This window comes from Mesorhizobium sp. WSM3866 (assembly GCF_002294795.1).
Classification (GTDB): Bacteria; Pseudomonadota; Alphaproteobacteria; order Rhizobiales; family Rhizobiaceae; genus Mesorhizobium.
In genome coordinates this window covers 250,630-268,087 of sequence record NZ_NSGC01000007.1, presented here as the reverse complement: position 1 = coordinate 268,087, position 17,458 = coordinate 250,630, and the positions used below count along the sequence as shown (strand labels likewise).

The window sequence follows — 17,458 nt, the reverse complement described above, 5'->3', positions numbered from 1 at the left end:
CGCGCATCAGTTGCCGGCGGTCGCGGTCAACCAGTTGCCGCCGCAGGCGGTCAACCAGTTGCCGCCGCAGGCGGTCAACGCCAAGCTGATCGCGCTGATCTCGTCGGCCGCTATCGTCGTCGGCATTCTGCTTTCCGGCTTCGTCATCAGCGAGCCGGCACCCTACGAGCTCTACATGGCCGGGCTGATCGCCGTCTGGGCGCTGTTCGGCCTCAGAATATCGCGAGCGATATTGCCGCTGCTGCTGCTGTTGGTGGCGATGAACATCGGCGGCATGATCGCGATGACGCAGATGGCGGACCTCGCCAACACGCCGCTCTATCTGGCGGTCTCGCTGTTTCTCGCCTTCAGCGCGGTCTTCTTCGCCTCGGTGACATCGGTCCAGCCTGACCTCTACCGGCTGATCTTCATCGCCTATGTGGTCTCGGCTGTGGCGACCTCGCTGCTGGGAATAGCCGGCTACTTCCATGCCTTTCCGGGCGCGGAGATGTTCACCAAATACGACCGCGCCGCCGGCGCCTTTCAGGACCCGAACGTGTTCGGTCCGTTCCTGGTGCTGCCCGGCACCTACCTGCTTTATCTGCTCTTGACCGGCCCGGTATCGCGCATGCCGCTTCTGGCGGTGCCGCTATTGATCATCACCGCCGGCATCTTCTTCTCCTTCTCGCGCGGCGCCTGGGGCATGTTCGCGGTTTCGGCGGTGCTGCTCACCGCTTGCCTCTTCCTGCAGAGCGCCAGCGGCATGTTCCGCCTGCGGGTCGTGGTGATGACGATCGCCGCGCTCGCGCTGCTGATCATCGCCATCCTCGTCATCCTGCAGCTGCCCGGCGTGTCGGACATGTTCACCCAGCGCGCGCATCTCGAGCAAAGCTACGATACCGCGCGCCTCGGCCGCTTCGCACGCTATACGATCGGCTTCCAGCTGGCACTGGAACACCCGTTCGGCATCGGCCCGCTGGTCTTCGGCACGATCTACGGCGAGGACACGCACGACATCTGGCTGAAGGCGCTGATGGACTATGGCTGGCTGGGCTTCGTCTCGTTCCTGACCCTAACCCTGTGGACGATCTGCGCCGGGTTCCGCATCCTCCTGCGCGCTCGTCCCTGGCAGCCCTATCTGCTTTGCGCCTATGTCGCCTATCTCGGCAATATCGGGCTCGGCACCTTCATCGACATCGACCACTGGCGCCATCTCTATCTGCTGCTCGGGCTGATCTGGGGCGCGATCGCGCTGGAATACCGGCACCAGAAGGAATCGCGGTTGGCGCGCGCCCTCCCTGCTGCGGCACTGTCATCGGCGAATTAGCCGCCGAATTCGGTTGACCCGCACGGGGTTATCACGATACATCGCCACCCGGTCCGGAGTGTAGCGCAGCCCGGTAGCGCACTTGACTGGGGGTCAAGGGGTCGTCGGTTCGAATCCGGCCACTCCGACCATTTTTCAAGCCTGAGACTTGTCCCCCAGAAGTCCTCTCCAATCCCTACTGGCACACGTCGACCCATTTGGCGTCGACAAGTTCGGCCATCCGCTGCGGCGAAATCCGCACGGCGGCATTCGTCGCGCCGGCGGCGGGAACGACCTCGTCGAAGGCCCGCAGCGTCACATCGCAAAAGACCGGCAGCGGCGTCGGCAGACCGAAGGGGCAGACGCCGCCCGGCGGGTGGCTGGTCGCGGCAAGCACCTGTTCGCCGTCGAGCATGCGCGGCTTGCCGCCGAGCGTGTCCTTGCATTTGCGGTTGTCGAGCCTGGCAGTGCCGCTGGTCACGACCAGCATGGTCTCCTCGCCGACGCGCAGGCAGATGGTCTTGGCGATCTGCGCCGGCAGCACGCCATGGGCGTCGGCCGCCAGTGCCACGGTCGCCGAGCTCGCTTCGGTGACCAGCACCTCGATGTCGGGAGCGTGTTCGGCAAAGAAGGCGCGGACCGATTCCAAGCTCATGAGCGAAACCTCAATCAGGCATGTTGGCCACTCGATGCCGCCGAATCGTGGCAGCGGCCGGGATTGCCGCATGGCGCGCTGGCAGTTGGCAAGGGCCAGGGGACCATCTGTGGAAGGCGCAAAAAGCCCGCCAGGGCGGGCCATGGCGGGCTTTTTTCGTGGACGCTTCGGCGTCTCTATTGCTGTGTGGGCCGATTCTCTTCGGTCGGCATCATGATCAATTCCTCTTCCGGCACTTGCAGCGCGGAAGCGATACGCCTGAGCTTGGCGGGGTCGGCATCCTTGCCGTCCTCGATGTCGACGATCTCGCCCACGGCCAGGCCGCAGGTCAAGGAAAGCTCCTCAATCGTATATCCCCTCGTTTCGCGGACGGCTTTCAGCGGATTGAGGCCGGACGCGGCAATGATGTTGTTGGAAACAGCGTTTCTTGCGGTGTTGGGCATGGCAACTCCTTGGGATGAAACAACACAGATGAAATGTGGCGTTGCCTGAGACGGGCGGGAGAATGGCCGTTAACGGATGATTTGCCAAGAGGCCGTTTTGGCCGTCACGCCATCGTGACCGTGGTCATCGGCTGGGAGCCGAGGCCGCAGGCCACCGACATGTAAGGTGGCGCGAAGCCCAATCAAGATCTTTTGAAGCGCCGAAGGCCGCACCCGCCGGCATTTTGCCCACTCCGATTCGTTAGCTCTCGTCGCTTGCCGGAAGGCGGGCGACGCCAGCCCCTTTGAAGAGGATCGGATTCCATGAAACTGAAGCTATTCACTATCGTACTCGGCATGATCTCAGGCTTTGCGGGCGCCGCTCAGGCGGACACCGTGCGCTTGCGCGGCACGGTGGTCGACCTCGCCGGTACGACGCTGAAGGTGAAAGCCCGCGACGGCAAGACCGATACGATCACCCTTTCCCCCGACTGGATGATCTCCGGTGTCGCCAAGGCGTCGGCCGCCGATATCAAACAGGGCGATTTCCTCGGCATCGCATCGGTGTCCAAGGCCGACGGCGGCAGCGGCGCGCTGGAAGTCGTGATCTTCCCGGCGGCGTTAAAGGGAACCGGAGAAGGCGACCGCGATTGGGATTTGCAGCCCAACAGCCGAATGACCAACGGCACTGTCGCCGACGTGACCGAGGTCAACGGCAGGACCGTGACGCTGACCTACAGCAATGGCCAGAAGAAAGAGATCGCCATCCCGCAATCGACGCCGATCGTGAAATTCGCGCCCGCTGCGCCTGCGGATCTCAAGCCAGGCATGACCGTGTTCGTCAGCGCCGAGCGCGGCAGCGGCGGCAAGCTCGTTTCGCGCCGGGTGGTGGTCGGCAATCATGGCGTGGCGCCGCCGATGTGAGGCGCGCAGCTGACGCATCAGGCTCGAAAAGCATGATGTCGAGCCGTCCATGCGCGCCCGCAAGGGCGCGCGGCGCGATGGTGGTTCGCCAGAAACAATCCAGAAACAAAAATCTACAGTCCGGAAAAAGTGTCGAAAAAATCCAGGAGGATAGTGCCGATCGCGGGGCTTGGGTCACCGATTTGGTCCGGTGAACTCCGGAACGCCCGCGTAAAAGGAAACGAAATCATGAAGAAGTCCCTCCTCTCCGCGCTCGGGCTGGCTCTGGCCCTGGCATTCACCACGCCGATCCTCGGCACGACCAGCGCCGATGCGGCCCCGGTGGTAAAGCACCACCACCACAAGCATCATCGCCGGCACCACCATCACCACCATAAGAAGGTGGTTGAGAAGAAGGCCTGATCCTTCCCACATGCCGATGGGAAGACAGGCCTTCATTGTATGGTCGCGCAAGTCTTCCCATCGGAATTTTTCGCTTCGTGGGACAAGCCTCTCCTTTGAGCACCCGCTGTCCCCTGATGAGCGCAGCCGGGTTCGATCGCTTGTCAAGCGGTCCCGACCTCTTGCCGCATCAAGTCGCCACTGCCCAACGAGCGCTTAGCGCTGCTGGCAGATCCGGCACCTACGGTAATCCCTGAACCCTGACACCTTCACAGCAATGCTCGCCAGGCGACAAAAATCGCGCGGGCCATCAACCTTTCCATTGGAGGCCGCACCAAGCGGTCATGGACGCCACGAAGGCGTTCCTCAACCCGACCGGGACGCCAGAAAGCGCTCCCAGCAACCAATGGAAGGAAATGCTCAAATGACCAACTTCAAGCGTATCTCGCTCGCCGCCGCCTTCGTCGTCTCGGCTTTCGGCTCGGTTTCCGCGCCGGCCTTTGCCGGCACGCATCCGACCGGCGACGGCGGCGCGGTCTGCAAAGGCTCCGGCTCCTGTCTGGTGCTGCAGCTCGACTGTAAGGGCACCTACACCGACGCCACCGATAAGAACGGCACCGTCTACGGCAAATGCAGCCAGGTCATGAAGGTCGATCCTAAGAGCCGGATCAAGCTCGCGAACTGATCGAAGCCGGAGCCCACTCCATCCCGATTTCATCCGGTTGGGCTCTCGTGCTGACGGAATGGCGGCCGGCGCGAACGGTCGCCATTTCTGTTTCGCAGCCCGGAGTCAGCGCCGGCTGATCAGAAGGCCGGCAAGCAGGCCGACCACGACCAGTCCGACGGCGGCCACGGTGGCCGGATGCTCGCGCGCGGTGTGCTCGAGCGCCCTGCCCCGGCGCCTGATTGCCGGCAGCGCCTCGTGAAAGCGGTCGGCGAGCTGCGAATAATAATCGGACGCCGCCTCGCGGCCGTCCTCGTAATAGGCGTCGCCGCGTTTGGCCAAGGCTTTCCTGACATCGTCAAGTTGACGCGAGAGCGCCGCGACCTGCCTGTCCAGATCAAGATCGGAAAGGGTCGAAAACCACGCCATGCCTGATGTCCTTCTCTTGCAGAGAAGGGCTAACGCATGGATGCCACAGCAGTTCCGGCTGTCAGAGACGTCGGCCGTCCAAGCCGCCGGAGCGGCACCCGAAGCTCAACGGACCTGGTCGAGCAGGCGCTTGCACTCCAGGAGGTCGAAGAGCGCCTCCTGCAGCAAGGCCCGGTTGTCGCGCGACAATTTCGAGGAGTCCGGCTGCACGGGACCTTCGTCGTCTCCCTTGCCAAGGCCGAAGAAACGGCGGCTGGGCTTCACCTTGGGCTGACCGACCAGCGCATCCTCGTCGCCGCGCGGCTGGGCAGCCGCGGTCAGCGGCACCTGCTCGGCCTGGCGGCGCTGCGCGATCGCCTCGACGGCTGCCATGTCGCCATTGCCGATCGCGACCAGGAAATGGTTGCCGTTCTCGCGCAACAGCTTCTGCACGCCTTTGATCGTATAGCCCTGATCATAAAGCATGTGCCGGATGCCCTTGATCAGTTCGACATCCTGCGGCCGGTAGTAACGGCGGCCGCCACCACGCTTCATCGGCTTGATCTGGTTGAAACGGGTTTCCCAGAAACGCAGCACGTGCTGCGGCAGGTCGAGATCTTCCGCAACCTCGCTGATGGTACGGAAAGCATCGGGGCTCTTGTCCATGGGCGAATCCTCACGCTGGACCGCAATCCGGAGTTGATCCGAATCGCACCTTATTTCAGCGGTTTATGAAGCGATATTCAAGCCCGGCGTCAAAGGGGCCGCGGTTTTCAACCGGCATTCGAGGGTTACTTGACGCCCTTGGCCTTGCTGTTCTGGTGCGAACGCAAGATGCGGTTCTTCAGCACGTTCGAGGATTTGAAGGTCATCACGCGGCGCGGCAGGATCGGCACTTCTTCGCCGGTTTTGGGATTGCGGCCGATGCGCTCATTCTTGGAGCGGACATGGAAAGTCGCGAAGGAAGACAGCTTCACCGTCTCGCCGCGAACGATGGCTTCGCAAATCTCATCCAGGACGGCCTCGACCAGCTCGGCCGATTCAGTTCGCGACAAACCAACCTTGCGGTAAACGGCTTCGGCTAGGTCGGCACGCGTCAGTGTCTTTCCCCCCATGCGACCGTCCCATCAGCTCAAAAACATAAATCGATACAGGCAGCGGCAGAGCGTAAGTAATTGATCCGGCAAGGTCAAGGACCGAACCCACGCGCTCGGCACTTACCAGCGCAGCAACACCGCGCCCCAGGTAAAACCCCCGCCCATCGCCTCGAGCAGAACAAGGTCGCCCTTCTTGATGCGGCCGTCGGCGACGGCCACCGACAAAGCGAGCGGCACGGAGGCAGCCGAGGTATTACCGTGCAAATCGACGGTGACCACGACTTTCTCTTCGGCTATCCCGAGCTTCTTGGCGGAAGCGTCAATGATCCGTTTATTGGCCTGATGCGGCACGAACCAGTCGAGGTCTTCCGCCGTGATGCCGGCCTCGGCGAAAGTGGCCTCGATAACGTCGGTGATCATGCCGACCGCGTGCTTGAAGACCTCGCGGCCTTCCATCTTGAGATGGCCGACCGTTCCCGTGGTGGACGGGCCGCCGTCGACGAAGAGTTTTTCCTTGTGGACGCCATCCGAACGCAGGCTGGCGGCCAGCACGCCGCGATCGGCGATGTTGCCAGCCCCTTTCGCCGCTTCGAGCACCACGGCGCCGGCGCCATCGCCAAACAGCACGCAGGTCGAGCGGTCGCTCCAGTCGAGGATGCGCGAGAAGGTTTCGGAGCCGATCACCAGGACGCGTTTTGCCAGCCCGCCGCGGATATAGAGATCGGCGGTGGCGACCGCATAGACGAAGCCGGAACACACGGCCTGCATGTCGAAGGCAAAGCCGTGATGCATGCCGAGGCGGTTCTGGATTTCGACAGCCGTCGCCGGGAACGTGTTATTAGGCGTCGAGGTCGCCAGCACGATCAGGTCGATATCCGCTGGCGTCAGGCCGGCGCTGTCGAGCGCGGCGCGCGCCGCCGCCTCGCCCAGCGAGGCCGTCGTCTCGTCATCGGCTGCGACGTGGCGCTGGCGAATGCCGGTGCGCTGGACGATCCACTCGTCGGAGGTCTCGACCATGCCTTCGAAATCGGCATTCTTCATGATGCGGCGGGGCAGCGCGGCACCGTTGCCGCGCACAACTGATCTGATCAAGGTTCGTTCCTATTCCTCGGCCTCGACGGCGACGCCGGATTTCCTGTTTGCCTGGGCAGTCGGATTGCGCGCATGGAACAGATCGAGATCGGCCTCGATCCGGTCAAGCAGATTGTTGCGCACCATGTCGTAGCCGAGCTCGATCGCCGCGGCAAAGCCATCCGAATCGGCACCGCCATGGCTCTTCACCACAATGCCGTTCAGGCCCAGAAAGACGCCGCCATTGGAGCGGCCGACATCCATCTTTTCGCGCAGCCGGTCGAAGGCACCTTTGGCAAACACGTAGCCGATCCTGGCCATCAGCGTGCGGCTCATGGCGGCCCGCAAATAGCCGGCGATCTGCCTTGCGGTGCCCTCGGCGGTCTTGAGCGCGATGTTGCCGGCAAAGCCCTCGGTGACGACCACGTCGACCGTTCCCTTGCCGATGTCGTCGCCCTCGACGAAGCCGCGATAGTTCATCGAGGCCATGTTGGCCTCGCGCAGCATGCGCCCGGCCTCCTTGACCTCCTCCTGGCCCTTGATCTCCTCGACGCCGACATTGAGCAGGCCGACGCTCGGCCGCTCGATACCGAACACCGAGCGCGCCATTCCGGTGCCCAAGATGGCGAAATCGACGAGCTGATGCGCATCCGCGCCGATGGTGGCGCCGACATCGAGCACCACGCTCTCGCCGCGCGTCGTCGGCCAAAGCGCCGCGATCGCCGGGCGGTCGATGGTGGCCATGGTGCGCAGGCAGAATTTCGACATCGCCATCAACGCGCCGGTGTTGCCGGCCGAGATGCAGGCCTGCGCGGCGCCGTTCTTCACCGCCTCGACCGCTTTCCACATCGACGATTTCCAGCGGCCGTGGCGCAGCGCCTGGCTCGGTTTGTCGTCCATCCTGACAGCGATCTCGCAATGGACGAACTCGCTCACCTCGGCGAGCTTGGGAAACTTGGCCAGTTCGGGACGCACAGCGTCCTCGCGGCCATAGATGACGAAACGGATGTCAGGGCGGCGGATGGCGACCGTCATCAGCGCGGGGATGACGACGCCTGGTCCGTGATCCCCGCCCATGGCATCGATGGAAATCCTGATCACGCGGTGTTTTTCTCACGGTTTGCCTGGCTAGCGGCGGGCGCCTGCCGAGGTAAGGGGGCTCGCGAAGGTTCGGCGAAAATAGCGGTTTTGGGCTGCCGCACAACCAACTTTTCCAAAATCCAGGCCGCCTTCAGGATTTTCCGAGCAGCGAACGCAGCTTTTTCTGGAATTCGCTTTCCTCGGGCTGATCGTCACCCGCGCCCTCGAGCGAGGCGCCGGGCTTGCGCGGATAAGGGTCGATCGCCAGGCCGAAAAACTGCTCGGCGAGCGCCCCGACATCGATGGTGTCGCCGGAAAAAGTTTCCGGGCTGTCGGGCCCGTCGGCGTCGAGGACGATCTCGCCGCCGCCGTCGAAGCCTTCGCGTCCGAGTTTCGACTGCTCCGGCAAGAACAGCGCCTCGACGGGCTCGTCGATGTGAGCCGCGACCGGATCGAGTGTGACGATGCAGGCCTGGGTGATGTCGGCTTCGACGCGACCGCTGACCTTAACGCCGTTGCGTTTCCAGGACGCCACCAAGAGCTCGGCGCGATAGCTCTCGACGGAAAGCAGGTCATGTTCGGCGGCAAGCGCAGTGCGCTGCCTTTCGTCGGCCTCGATTGCAACCGGCAAACCCTTTTGCGGGAGGCGGGCGACATTGGCGACAAAGGATACGGGGCTCTGCGGTTCGGCGTGCTTCATTCTCGCCTCCTTCAGGTGGCTCCGGCGGCCGGGAACGCGACGGCGCCAGCCATGATTGATTCGGTCGGCTGAGCGGCAAGCTGCCCGGTCGCCGCGCTAACATAATTCGCCAGCAGCGACGCCTCAGGCCATTCGCCGGCCTCGGGCCTGACATTGCGGGCGAGCGCCACGGCAAGCGCCGCGCCGTCGTCGTCCCGCAAGGCTTCGTCGTAGGCCGCAGTGCGGCCATAGAACATCTTTGCCAGCTTCTTCATGCGCTTCGGCACGCCGACATCGCTGATGCCGAGTTCCCTCAGCGAATGGTCGACATCGAGGAAGAACTCGTCGATCAGCACCTGAGCGACCTCGGCCGCGGCTCCGCCCTCGCCGCGCAGCCGGTGCTGGATCAGGTACATATGGAGCGACAGCATCTCGAAGCGGCCGAGCGGCGTATCCGGCACATTCCAGTCGGAATAAAACACCGTTTGCCGCGCCGCCGCCACGATTTGTGCGTAGAGCGCCTCGGTGATGGCGCGGTTGGCGTGACGTTCGCGACCAAAAAGGCGCTGGAACATTGAGGGTGGTCTCCCGGGACCTTTTGTTTGATTTGGCCTTGTTGCATCGGCATGCAAGCTGGTTTACCGGTTTTGCGGCCCAGCGCAAGCTGCGGGGATGTGATGGAGAATTGTTGTTGGGTGCGCTGAAATTCAAGTCGTTTTTCATGCCTGTGCGGGCGGGCGTGGCCACTCTGCTGGTGGCGGTATCCGCGCTTTCCGCCTGCAATTCGTCCAAGATGTTCGGTGATCTGCGTCCGAGCGAGACGCTGACGAAAGGCTACGTCATCGACCAGGCGGCGATCGACTCGGTGCCGGTCGGATCGAGTCGCGAGCAGGTTCTTCTTGCGCTGGGCACGCCGTCGACGACGGCGACCTTCGACAACGAGGCGTTCTATTATATCTCACAGACGCGCAAGCGCTACGTCGCCTTCGACAACCCGCGCATCGTCGACCAGCACGTGCTGGCGGTCTATTTCGGCGCCGACGGCCGCGTCACCCAGATCGCCAATTACGGCCTGAAGGACGGCAAGGTCTTCGACTTCATCTCGAGGACGACGCCGACGGGCGGCAAGGACCAGAACTTCCTCAGCCAGATCATCAACGGCGCCAGCAAGCTGGCGCCCGGGATCCCGGGCGGCGGCACGCCCTGAGTTCGCTGTCAGCGACGTCCACGGACCAAGACCCGCCGAATCCGCTTCGGCGGGTTTTTTGTTTCGCCGAAACGGCTTGGCCGTAAACAAAACCCGCGGGCTCGCTCCCGCGGGTCACTTGGTGCAGAAAGAATGTGGCTCAGCCGTGCGCGAGCACGGCCAGGAGCAGCAGCGCCACGATATTGGTGATCTTGATCGCCGGATTGACCGCCGGGCCGGCGGTGTCCTTGTAGGGATCGCCGACGGTGTCGCCGGTGACCGAGGCCTTATGAGCCTCGGAGCCCTTCAGGTGCTTGACGCCATTCTTGTCGGTAAAGCCGTCCTCGAACGACTTCTTGGCGTTGTCCCAGGCGCCGCCGCCGGAGGTCATCGAGACGGCGACGAAGAGGCCGTTGACGATGACGCCGAGCAGCGAGGCGCCAAGGGCCGCGAAGGCCGAGGCCTTCGAGCCCGAGATCAGGAGCACGCCGAAATAGACGACGAGCGGCGCCAGCACCGGCAGCAGCGACGGGATGATCATTTCCCGGATCGCTGCCCGGGTCAGCAGGTCGACGGCGCGCGCGTAGTTCGGTTTCGAGGTCCCGGCCATGATGCCCTTGTCCTCGCGGAACTGCTTGCGCACTTCCTCGACGATCGAGCCCGCCGCGCGGCCGACGGCGGTCATGGCGATGCCGCCGAACAGATACGGAATGAGGCCGCCGAAGATCAGGCCGGCAACGACATACGGGTTGGAAAGGTCGAAGGAGATCTCGCCCATGCCCTGGAAGTACGGGTACTTGTCGCCATTGGCGGCAAAGAACCTGAGGTCGTTCGAATAGGCGGCGAACAACACCAGCGCGCCGAGGCCGGCGGAGCCGATGGCATAGCCCTTGGTCACGGCCTTGGTGGTGTTGCCGACCGCGTCGAGCGCGTCGGTGGAGTGGCGCACTTCCTTGGGCAGGCCCGACATTTCGGCGATGCCGCCGGCATTGTCGGTGACCGGGCCGAAGGCGTCGAGCGCCACGATCATGCCGGCGAGACCGAGCATGGTGGTGACGGCGATCGCAGTTCCGAACAGGCCGCCAAGCTGGTAGGTGGCGATGATGCCGCCGACGATGACGATGGCCGGCAGCGCCGTCGATTCCAAGGAGACCGCGAGGCCCTGGATGACGTTGGTGCCGTGGCCGGTCACCGAGGCCTGGGCGATCGAATTCACCGGGCGCTTGTTGGTGCCGGTGTAGTATTCGGTGATCACCACGATGAGGCCGGTCACCAGAAGACCGATCAGGCCGCAGATGAACAGGTTCTTGCCGGTGATGACGATGCCGGCGACGGTGCCGACCTCACCCCAACCGAGCGTCGCCGAAGTGGCGACGGCCAGGCCGACGATCGACAGCAGGCCGGTGACGATCAGGCCCTTGTAGAGCGCGCCCATGATCGAGCCGTTGGAGCCGAGCTTGACGAAGAAGGTGCCGACGATCGAGGTCAGGATGCAGGCGCCGCAAATGGCGAGCGGATAGAGCATGGCGGCGCCCAGCACCGCCGTGCCGCCGAAGAAGATTGCGGCCAGAACCATGGTGGCGACGACCGTCACCGCATAGGTCTCGAACAGGTCGGCGGCCATGCCGGCGCAGTCGCCGACATTGTCGCCGACGTTGTCGGCGATGGTGGCCGGGTTGCGCGGATCGTCCTCCGGAATGCCGGCTTCCACCTTGCCGACGAGGTCGCCGCCGACGTCGGCGCCCTTGGTGAAGATGCCGCCGCCGAGACGGGCGAAGATCGAGATCAGCGAGGCCCCGAAGCCGAGCGAGACCAGCGCGTCGATGACGATGCGGTCGTTTGGCTGCAGGCCCATCGGGCCGGTCAGGATGAGGTAGTAGATGGAGACGCCGAGCAGCGCCAGGCCCGCCACCAGCAGGCCGGTGATGGCGCCCGACTTGAAGGCGATGTCGAGGCCGGCGGCGAGGCTGTTGGAAGCAGCCTGCGCGGTGCGGACATTGGCGCGCACCGAGACATGCATGCCGATGAAGCCGGCAGCGCCCGAAAGCACCGCGCCGATCAGGAAGCCGATCGCGGACGTGATGGAGAGCAGCCACCAGGCGAGAAGAAGCACGACGATGCCGACGACGGCGATGGTGGTGTACTGGCGCGCCAGATAGGCTTGAGCACCTTCGCGAATGGCGGCGGAGATTTCCTGCATGCGCTGGTTGCCCTGATCGGACGCCAGGACCGATCGTGTCGCCCAGATGGCGTACAGGACTGACAGCAAGCCGCAGGCGATGACGGCGGTAATGATGGTCATTGCCGAATTTTCCTCGATTGATGGCCCAGAAGAACCCCTCCCTGGGCCGTTGGGACGGAGATGAACGCCGCACGCGGAATCCACCCCTTGGCTAAGGTGTATGCGAAACAGGGCTGGGAACGTCAAGATATTGTTCGGTTTTTGCCCGCTTTCGCCGGAAAGACGAACGCCGCGACTCACCGGCAGGGGCCGCCGTGCATTTAGATCGATTGCGCACCGGCAAACGGCGCAATGTCAGTTGGCGCGGCGCAAGCCCGGCAGCTTCAGGGTGCCGAGCGCCAGGAAGCAGAGCACAACGACCGGGAACACGATCCAGTTCAGCATGGTCCAGCCCCAGGCATTGTAGACCGCGCCCGACATCAGCGAGGCGAAGGCGACGGAGCCGAACAGGACGAAGTCATGGAAGCCCTGCACCTTGCCTTTTTCGGATGGATGGTAGCTCGCGGCGACCATGGCGGTCGCGCCGATGAAACCGAAATTCCAGCCGAGGCCGAGCAGGATCAGCGCGGTCCAGAACTGCCATAGCGCAAGGCCTGAGAGCGCCACCACTACGCAGGCGATGAGCAGCACCAACCCAATAGCGACGATGCGCTCGGCGCCGAAGCGGTGGATCAGCGAACCGGTGAAGAAGCTCGGCCCGAACATCGCCATAACGTGCCAGGAGATGCCAAGCGTGGCATCGTCGGTCGAAAGACCGCAGCCGACCATGGCGAGCGGCGCGCCGGTCATGACGAAGCTCATGAGCGCATAGCTGCCTACGGCACAGAACAGCGCCGCGACGAAACGCGGTTGGGTGGCGATCTCGACCAGCGGACGTGCGTCGCTTGCGGCGGCTTCGGCGGCGCTGCTCGTCCGCCTGGACGTATGCAGGAAGGAAAGGATAATCGCGCCTATGGCGGCCAGCACCGGGATGGAGGCGAAGGATCCGGCAAACATCACCGGCGCCAGAAGGTCGCCGGTGTAGATGACGATCTGAGGCCCGAGGATGGCGGTGACGATGCCGCCAGCCAGCACGAAGGAGATGGCGCGCGCCTTGAATTGCGGCGGCGCGTTGTCGGCGGCGGCGAAGCGGAACTGCTGCACGAAGGCGCCGCCGACACCGATCACGCCCAGGCCAAAGGCGAACAGCCAGAAGCTCGCCTGAAAGAGCGCGAGCGTCGCGATCAGCCCGCCGAGGGCAGTGACGATGGTGCCGATCATGAAGCCGCCGCGATGGCCGAGCCGGCGGATGATGGCGGCCGCCGGCAGGGCGCCGAGCGCAACGCCGAGGTTGAAGCCGGTGACCGGCGCCGTCGCCAGAGATTTGTCTTGGCCGAGCAGGTATTGGCCGGCAAGCGCGCCGATCGAAATGGCGATCGGCGCGGCGGAACCGACGATCGCCTGCGCGGCCGCGAGGAGCACTGCCGTGCGGCGCGCTTCCCTGCCGGCGTCAGCGACGACTGCCGTGGCGGTCACGATGCGTCCTTGCCGCGACCCTCGCCACGTACCCGGCGCGAGACACGGTCGAGCAGGGCATTGACCAGCTTCGGCTCGTCTTCCTCGTAGAAGGCCTTGGCGATGTCGACATATTCCGACACGATCACGGCCACCGGCACGTCCTCGCGCTTCATCAGCTCATAGACGCCGGCGCGCAGGATGGCGCGCAGCGTCGAGTCCAGCCGCGACAGCGGCCAGTCGTCGGTCAGCGCCTGGCGGATGATCGGATCGATGGTCTTCTGGTTCTCGACGACGCCGGTCAGGATGGCGCGGAACCATTGCGCGTCGGCCTCGCGATAGAGCGCGCCGTCGACTTCCTTGCCGAGGCGGAAGGCCTCGTATTCGGCGGTGATCTCGAAAACACCGCTGCCGGCCACGTCCATCTGATAGAGCGCCTGGACGGCGGCAAGACGGGCGGCACCGCGCTTGTTGGCGTGGCGCGCCGCACCGGTCTGGGCAGGATCGCTCACGATTGGGCTCCGAATTTCTCTTTGAGCGCGATCATGGTCAGCGCCGCGCGGGCGGCAAAGCCGCCCTTGTCGCCTTCGGTGCGCTTGGCCCGCGTCCAGGCCTGCGCATCGTTTTCGGTGGTCAGGATGCCGTTGCCGATCGCGACCGCTTCCTGCACGGAAAGATCCATCAGCGCACGGCTCGATTCATTGGCGACGATGTCGAAATGATAGGTGTCGCCACGGATGATGGTGCCGAGCGCGACGAAGCCGTCATAGTGTACGCCGCCCTCGCCGGCACCGTCCAGCGCGAAGGTGATGACGGCCGGAATTTCGAGCGAGCCAGGAACAGTCACGACGTCATAAGTGGCGCCGGCCTCGTCCAGCGCGCTGGTCGCGCCTTCGAGCAGCGCGTCGGCGAGGTCGTCGTGGAAACGCGCCTCGACGATAAGCAGATGCGCCTTCGCCTGCGGACGAATGAACGCTTTGCCGTGTTGGGATATGCCTGCCATAAACGTCTCCGGGGGGTTGCCGGTGACTTAGGCCGAAGCCGGATCGATCGCAAGCACAAGATTGCCGCCCGACACAGCATCTCCCGACAAGGTCCGGATCCCAAGCCGCGCGATCTTCCGGGGCTTTCTTCAGCTAGCGGGCAAAGCCTCGATGTTCGAGATCGATGCTCGAGGGCCGATCACCCGCTCAAGCTTCAGTCCGACGCCTTCGAACAGGCGGGCATATTGTGCCCGCGTCCGCTCGAGGCCGCCTGTAACCGCCAGCCTGACCACATCGATGAATTTGATCTGATCGGGCTCGTTGTTCTTTGATCACTTAGACGTTGCCAGCCGGGGCGCCGCAGATCGCGTGAGCAGAAGGGAAGCTGAGGCGCCGGCGCGACGTGGCGCCTCAGCGATCCGCGCCGCCTCCCCGGAACCGGTCGGTTTCGCTCAAAGCCCCTGTTTCGCCGCCTCGGCGAGGCGCGCGGCATACCGGGCCATGGTATCGATCTCGATGTTGACGCGGTCGCCAGCCTGGCGCTCGCCCCAGGTAGTGACGCTCAGCGAGTGCTGGATCAAAAGCACATCGAAGCGCGTAGCTTCGACCTTGTTGACGGTAAGCGAGGTGCCGTCGAGCGCGACGGAGCCTTTCGGCGCGATGAACTTCGCTAGGTGACGCGGCGCCTCCAGCGTGAAGCGCACGGCATCGCCCTCTTCCCTGCGCTCCACGATTTCCGCCGTGCCGTCGACATGGCCGGAGACGATATGGCCACCGAGCTCGTCGCCGATCTTCAGCGCCCGTTCGAGATTGATCCTGGTGCCCGATTTCCAACCGGATGCAGTCGTCAGCCTGAGCGCCTCTTCCCAGGCTTCGACCTCAAACCAGCGCGCGTTCGAGCCGTTTTCGGGCAGCGCCGTTACGGTCAGGCAGACGCCGCCGCAGGAAATCGAAGCGCCGATCGCGATCGTTTCCGGGTCATAGGCCGTGTCGATGCGCAGGCCGACGCCTTCGCTGAGCGGCTTCACCGAAGCGACAGTGCCGACATCCGTAACGATTCCCGTAAACATCAGATCGTGTCTTCCAGTTTGACCATGCTCTTATCCGAAAACCATTTCCCACTTTTTGGGATCATGGTCTTACCCACTCGGCATAGCTGTCCTCGCCGAAGCGCATCTCACGCAATTTGCGGAATCCCGGCGGGATATGCGCAGCGTCGATCGGCGAGGCGATACCATCCTCGCCGATCGCCTCCGGTCCCTGGAACAGGACGATGCGGTCAACGAGGTCTTCCGCCAGGAAGGCCTCGGCTACCTTGGCGCCGCCTTCGACCAGCACGCTCGCCATGCCGAGGGCTGCAATATCCTCGAGCAGTTCCGGCAGGGCTACTTCGCTCTCGTAAGTTTCAGTGCCGATGAAGTGCACGCCCGCGCGTTCGAGCGCAGCCCGCCGCTGCGGGTCGGCCTCGGCGCATGCCGCGACATAGAGCGGGACACGATCCACCCCGGAAACGAGCTTCGACGACTCCGGCAGCCGGATCTGGCGATCGAGGATGATGCGAGCCGGGGAGCGGTTCTCCAACCCCGGCAGGCGCACGGTCAGCGCCGGGTCGTCCTCCAGCGCAGTGCCGATGCCGACGAGGATAGCGTCGGCCTCCGCGCGCATAAGATAGACTTCGCGCCTGGCGATCTCACCCGTGATGGCGACCTGGCCGGCGCCTTTGCGGCCGATCTTGCCGTCGCTCGAAAGCGCAAGCTTCAGCGTCACTTCGGGACGTTTCTTCAAAGATCGAATCAGATAGCCGGCCATCTGCTCGGCGGCCTCTGTGGCGAGCACCTTCTCCACGACCTCGATGCCGGCGGCGCGCAGCATGGCGTAACCCTTGCCGGAAACGCGCGGATCGGGATCGCTTGCCGCGCCGACGACGCGCGCAATGCCGGCATTGACCAGCGCGGCGGCGCAAGGCGGCGTGCGGCCGTGATGGGCGCAGGGCTCAAGCGTCACATAGGCGGTGGCGCCGCGGGCCAGTTCGCCGGCCTCGGCCAGCGCCTCGGTCTCGGCGTGCGGCCGGCCGCCGACAGCAGTGACGCCGGTGCCGACGATCATCGGGCCGGCGCCGTCGTCGCGCACGATGATGGTGCCGACGGAAGGGTTGGTCGCGGTGCGGCCGGCATTGCGGCGCGACAGCCGGATGGCCGCCGCCATGAAACGGCGATCAAGGGCTGCTTGCTCGGCCCCGCCCAATTGAGCTTTCGCCATGATCAGCCGGCGTCCTCTTCGGTCTTTTCTTCGTCGCCCTTCAGTTCGCCCAGCAACTCGTGGAAATCCTTGGCTTCACGGAAATTGCGATAGACCGAAGCGAAGCGGACATAGGCGACGTCGTCGAGCGATTTCAGCGCCTCCATGACGAGCCGACCGACCTCGCCGGAGGCCACTTCCGTCTCGCCGGAGCTTTCGAGCTGGCGCACGATGCCGGTCACGGCGCGATCGATCCGCTCGGGGTCGACATTGCGCTTGCGCACCGCGATCTCGACCGAGCGCAGCAGCTTGTCGCGGTCGAACGGCACCTTGCGGCCGGACTTCTTGATGACGACGAGATCGCGCAGTTGCACGCGCTCGAAGGTGGTGAAGCGGCCGCCGCAGTCCGGACAGACGCGGCGCCTGCGGATCGCCGCGCCATCCTCGGCGGGACGCGAATCCTTCACCTGCGTATCTTCGGACTGGCAATAGGGGCAGCGCATGGAGAGCCTTGGGTTTGCGATTCAGAGCATGATCCCGAAAAGTTGCAGACTCTTCGGAGAAGATCATGCTTCAAAAACAAAATCTTAGAGCGAGATGGCGATTCAAGGAAGCGTCATCTCGCTCTGGTGAGCGGAAGGCTTGGAGC

The 17,458-nt window shown here is 64.2% G+C and carries 21 protein-coding genes and 1 tRNA gene; 6 read left to right on the top strand and 16 right to left on the bottom strand.

Annotation, left to right across the window (positions count from 1 at the left end; all coding sequences use genetic code 11):
• Positions 1 to 58: 58 nt before the first annotated feature.
• Together CK222_RS18135 and CK222_RS18130 are read left to right on the top strand one after the other, a co-directional pair.
• Entirely contained in the window at positions 59 to 1,306 is a 1,248-nt protein-coding gene (locus CK222_RS18135; RefSeq protein WP_095801358.1) for an O-antigen ligase family protein, read from the top strand.
• 54 nt (positions 1,307 to 1,360) lie between these two features.
• Positions 1,361 to 1,437: transfer RNA gene (locus CK222_RS18130), tRNA-Pro, on the top strand.
• Between the two features lie 44 nt (positions 1,438 to 1,481).
• Here CK222_RS18130 and CK222_RS18125 read toward each other — a convergent pair.
• The gene (locus CK222_RS18125; protein WP_067330215.1) at positions 1,482 to 1,940 is read right to left on the bottom strand and encodes a YbaK/EbsC family protein; all 459 of its coding nucleotides are present in this window, start codon (positions 1,938 to 1,940) and stop codon (positions 1,482 to 1,484) included.
• A gap of 176 nt (positions 1,941 to 2,116) precedes the next feature.
• A complete protein-coding gene (locus CK222_RS18120; RefSeq protein WP_067330074.1) occupies positions 2,117 to 2,383 on the bottom strand; it encodes a helix-turn-helix transcriptional regulator in 267 nt (88 codons plus the stop codon).
• Between the two features lie 303 nt (positions 2,384 to 2,686).
• Here CK222_RS18120 and CK222_RS18115 point away from each other — a divergent pair, with 303 nt between their 5' ends.
• The 3 genes from CK222_RS18115 (at position 2,687) to CK222_RS18105 (ending at position 4,352) form a co-directional block, all read left to right on the top strand.
• Positions 2,687 to 3,286, top strand: coding sequence for a hypothetical protein (locus CK222_RS18115; protein WP_095801280.1), 600 nt, complete (start codon positions 2,687 to 2,689; stop codon positions 3,284 to 3,286).
• A gap of 228 nt (positions 3,287 to 3,514) precedes the next feature.
• Positions 3,515 to 3,688: a hypothetical protein gene (locus tag CK222_RS32320; RefSeq protein ID WP_176477670.1), complete on the top strand. Its 174-nt coding sequence runs from the start codon at positions 3,515 to 3,517 to the stop codon at positions 3,686 to 3,688.
• A 403-nt stretch (positions 3,689 to 4,091) separates the two neighbouring features.
• Complete coding sequence (locus tag CK222_RS18105; RefSeq protein ID WP_067000787.1) at positions 4,092 to 4,352, top strand: hypothetical protein; 261 nt, start codon at positions 4,092 to 4,094, stop codon at positions 4,350 to 4,352.
• Positions 4,353 to 4,457: 105 nt separating this feature from the next.
• Here the strand turns inward: CK222_RS18105 and CK222_RS18100 are convergent, their stop codons facing one another.
• From CK222_RS18100 to CK222_RS18070, 7 genes are all read right to left on the bottom strand, one after another.
• The gene (locus tag CK222_RS18100; RefSeq protein WP_067330064.1) at positions 4,458 to 4,760 is read right to left on the bottom strand and encodes a DUF883 family protein; all 303 of its coding nucleotides are present in this window, start codon (positions 4,758 to 4,760) and stop codon (positions 4,458 to 4,460) included.
• Positions 4,761 to 4,865: 105 nt separating this feature from the next.
• A complete protein-coding gene (locus CK222_RS18095; protein ID WP_067000781.1) occupies positions 4,866 to 5,405 on the bottom strand; it encodes a MerR family transcriptional regulator in 540 nt (179 codons plus the stop codon).
• A 125-nt stretch (positions 5,406 to 5,530) separates the two neighbouring features.
• The gene (locus tag CK222_RS18090; RefSeq protein WP_067000778.1) at positions 5,531 to 5,854 is read right to left on the bottom strand and encodes an integration host factor subunit alpha; all 324 of its coding nucleotides are present in this window, start codon (positions 5,852 to 5,854) and stop codon (positions 5,531 to 5,533) included.
• A gap of 102 nt (positions 5,855 to 5,956) precedes the next feature.
• A complete protein-coding gene (locus tag CK222_RS18085) occupies positions 5,957 to 6,928 on the bottom strand; it encodes a beta-ketoacyl-ACP synthase III (RefSeq protein WP_067000775.1) in 972 nt (323 codons plus the stop codon).
• A gap of 9 nt (positions 6,929 to 6,937) precedes the next feature.
• A complete protein-coding gene (plsX, locus tag CK222_RS18080) occupies positions 6,938 to 8,008 on the bottom strand; it encodes a phosphate acyltransferase PlsX (protein ID WP_067000757.1) in 1,071 nt (356 codons plus the stop codon).
• A 130-nt stretch (positions 8,009 to 8,138) separates the two neighbouring features.
• A complete protein-coding gene (locus CK222_RS18075) occupies positions 8,139 to 8,687 on the bottom strand; it encodes a DUF177 domain-containing protein (RefSeq protein WP_067000755.1) in 549 nt (182 codons plus the stop codon).
• A gap of 11 nt (positions 8,688 to 8,698) precedes the next feature.
• Positions 8,699 to 9,241: a ubiquinol-cytochrome C chaperone family protein gene (locus tag CK222_RS18070; RefSeq protein WP_095801278.1), complete on the bottom strand. Its 543-nt coding sequence runs from the start codon at positions 9,239 to 9,241 to the stop codon at positions 8,699 to 8,701.
• 116 nt (positions 9,242 to 9,357) lie between these two features.
• Between CK222_RS18070 and CK222_RS18065 the strand changes: the two genes are divergently transcribed.
• The gene (locus CK222_RS18065; RefSeq protein ID WP_067000750.1) at positions 9,358 to 9,873 is read left to right on the top strand and encodes an outer membrane protein assembly factor BamE; all 516 of its coding nucleotides are present in this window, start codon (positions 9,358 to 9,360) and stop codon (positions 9,871 to 9,873) included.
• Positions 9,874 to 10,012: 139 nt separating this feature from the next.
• On the opposite strand, the gene CK222_RS18060 is transcribed toward CK222_RS18065, so the two are convergent.
• From CK222_RS18060 to nrdR, 7 genes are all read right to left on the bottom strand, one after another.
• The gene (locus CK222_RS18060) at positions 10,013 to 12,154 is read right to left on the bottom strand and encodes a sodium-translocating pyrophosphatase (RefSeq protein ID WP_067330052.1); all 2,142 of its coding nucleotides are present in this window, start codon (positions 12,152 to 12,154) and stop codon (positions 10,013 to 10,015) included.
• Between the two features lie 234 nt (positions 12,155 to 12,388).
• Positions 12,389 to 13,609: an MFS transporter gene (locus tag CK222_RS18055; protein WP_095801277.1), complete on the bottom strand. Its 1,221-nt coding sequence runs from the start codon at positions 13,607 to 13,609 to the stop codon at positions 12,389 to 12,391.
• Positions 13,606 to 14,100 carry a transcription antitermination factor NusB gene (gene nusB, locus CK222_RS18050; RefSeq protein WP_067000741.1) on the bottom strand — a complete coding sequence of 165 codons (495 nt, stop codon included), beginning with the start codon at positions 14,098 to 14,100 and terminating at the stop codon, positions 13,606 to 13,608. Before nusB ends, CK222_RS18055 begins: the two co-directional genes overlap by 4 nt.
• Positions 14,097 to 14,591 (bottom strand): 6,7-dimethyl-8-ribityllumazine synthase, encoded by a 495-nt coding sequence (gene ribH, locus CK222_RS18045; protein ID WP_067000738.1) that lies wholly within the window; start codon positions 14,589 to 14,591, stop codon positions 14,097 to 14,099. Before ribH ends, nusB begins: the two co-directional genes overlap by 4 nt.
• Positions 14,592 to 15,023: 432 nt before the next feature.
• A complete protein-coding gene (locus CK222_RS18040) occupies positions 15,024 to 15,641 on the bottom strand; it encodes a riboflavin synthase (RefSeq protein WP_095801276.1) in 618 nt (205 codons plus the stop codon).
• 61 nt (positions 15,642 to 15,702) lie between these two features.
• The gene (gene ribD, locus CK222_RS18035; RefSeq protein ID WP_176477669.1) at positions 15,703 to 16,830 is read right to left on the bottom strand and encodes a bifunctional diaminohydroxyphosphoribosylaminopyrimidine deaminase/5-amino-6-(5-phosphoribosylamino)uracil reductase RibD; all 1,128 of its coding nucleotides are present in this window, start codon (positions 16,828 to 16,830) and stop codon (positions 15,703 to 15,705) included.
• A 2-nt stretch (positions 16,831 to 16,832) separates the two neighbouring features.
• The gene (gene nrdR, locus CK222_RS18030; protein WP_059184872.1) at positions 16,833 to 17,312 is read right to left on the bottom strand and encodes a transcriptional regulator NrdR; all 480 of its coding nucleotides are present in this window, start codon (positions 17,310 to 17,312) and stop codon (positions 16,833 to 16,835) included.
• Positions 17,313 to 17,458 lie beyond the last annotated feature (146 nt).

Excerpts from the sequence above, each read along its gene's own strand:
- CK222_RS18070 (WP_095801278.1), bottom strand. The coding sequence starts at position 9,241 with ATGTTCCAGCGCCTTTTTGGTCGCGAACGTCACGCCAACCGCGCCATC.
- CK222_RS18120 (WP_067330074.1), bottom strand. The coding sequence starts at position 2,383 with ATGCCCAACACCGCAAGAAACGCTGTTTCCAACAACATCATTGCCGCG.
- CK222_RS32320 (WP_176477670.1), top strand. The coding sequence starts at position 3,515 with ATGAAGAAGTCCCTCCTCTCCGCGCTCGGGCTGGCTCTGGCCCTGGCA.
- ribH (WP_067000738.1), bottom strand. The coding sequence starts at position 14,591 with ATGGCAGGCATATCCCAACACGGCAAAGCGTTCATTCGTCCGCAGGCG.
- CK222_RS18095 (WP_067000781.1), bottom strand. The coding sequence starts at position 5,405 with ATGGACAAGAGCCCCGATGCTTTCCGTACCATCAGCGAGGTTGCGGAA.
- CK222_RS18100 (WP_067330064.1), bottom strand. The coding sequence starts at position 4,760 with ATGGCGTGGTTTTCGACCCTTTCCGATCTTGATCTGGACAGGCAGGTC.
- nrdR (WP_059184872.1), bottom strand. The coding sequence starts at position 17,312 with ATGCGCTGCCCCTATTGCCAGTCCGAAGATACGCAGGTGAAGGATTCG.
- CK222_RS18125 (WP_067330215.1), bottom strand. The coding sequence starts at position 1,940 with ATGAGCTTGGAATCGGTCCGCGCCTTCTTTGCCGAACACGCTCCCGAC.
- CK222_RS18115 (WP_095801280.1), top strand. The coding sequence starts at position 2,687 with ATGAAACTGAAGCTATTCACTATCGTACTCGGCATGATCTCAGGCTTT.
- CK222_RS18040 (WP_095801276.1), bottom strand. The coding sequence starts at position 15,641 with ATGTTTACGGGAATCGTTACGGATGTCGGCACTGTCGCTTCGGTGAAG.
- CK222_RS18075 (WP_067000755.1), bottom strand. The coding sequence starts at position 8,687 with ATGAAGCACGCCGAACCGCAGAGCCCCGTATCCTTTGTCGCCAATGTC.
- ribD (WP_176477669.1), bottom strand. The coding sequence starts at position 16,830 with ATGGCGAAAGCTCAATTGGGCGGGGCCGAGCAAGCAGCCCTTGATCGC.
- CK222_RS18105 (WP_067000787.1), top strand. The coding sequence starts at position 4,092 with ATGACCAACTTCAAGCGTATCTCGCTCGCCGCCGCCTTCGTCGTCTCG.
- CK222_RS18090 (WP_067000778.1), bottom strand. The coding sequence starts at position 5,854 with ATGGGGGGAAAGACACTGACGCGTGCCGACCTAGCCGAAGCCGTTTAC.
- CK222_RS18060 (WP_067330052.1), bottom strand. The coding sequence starts at position 12,154 with ATGACCATCATTACCGCCGTCATCGCCTGCGGCTTGCTGTCAGTCCTG.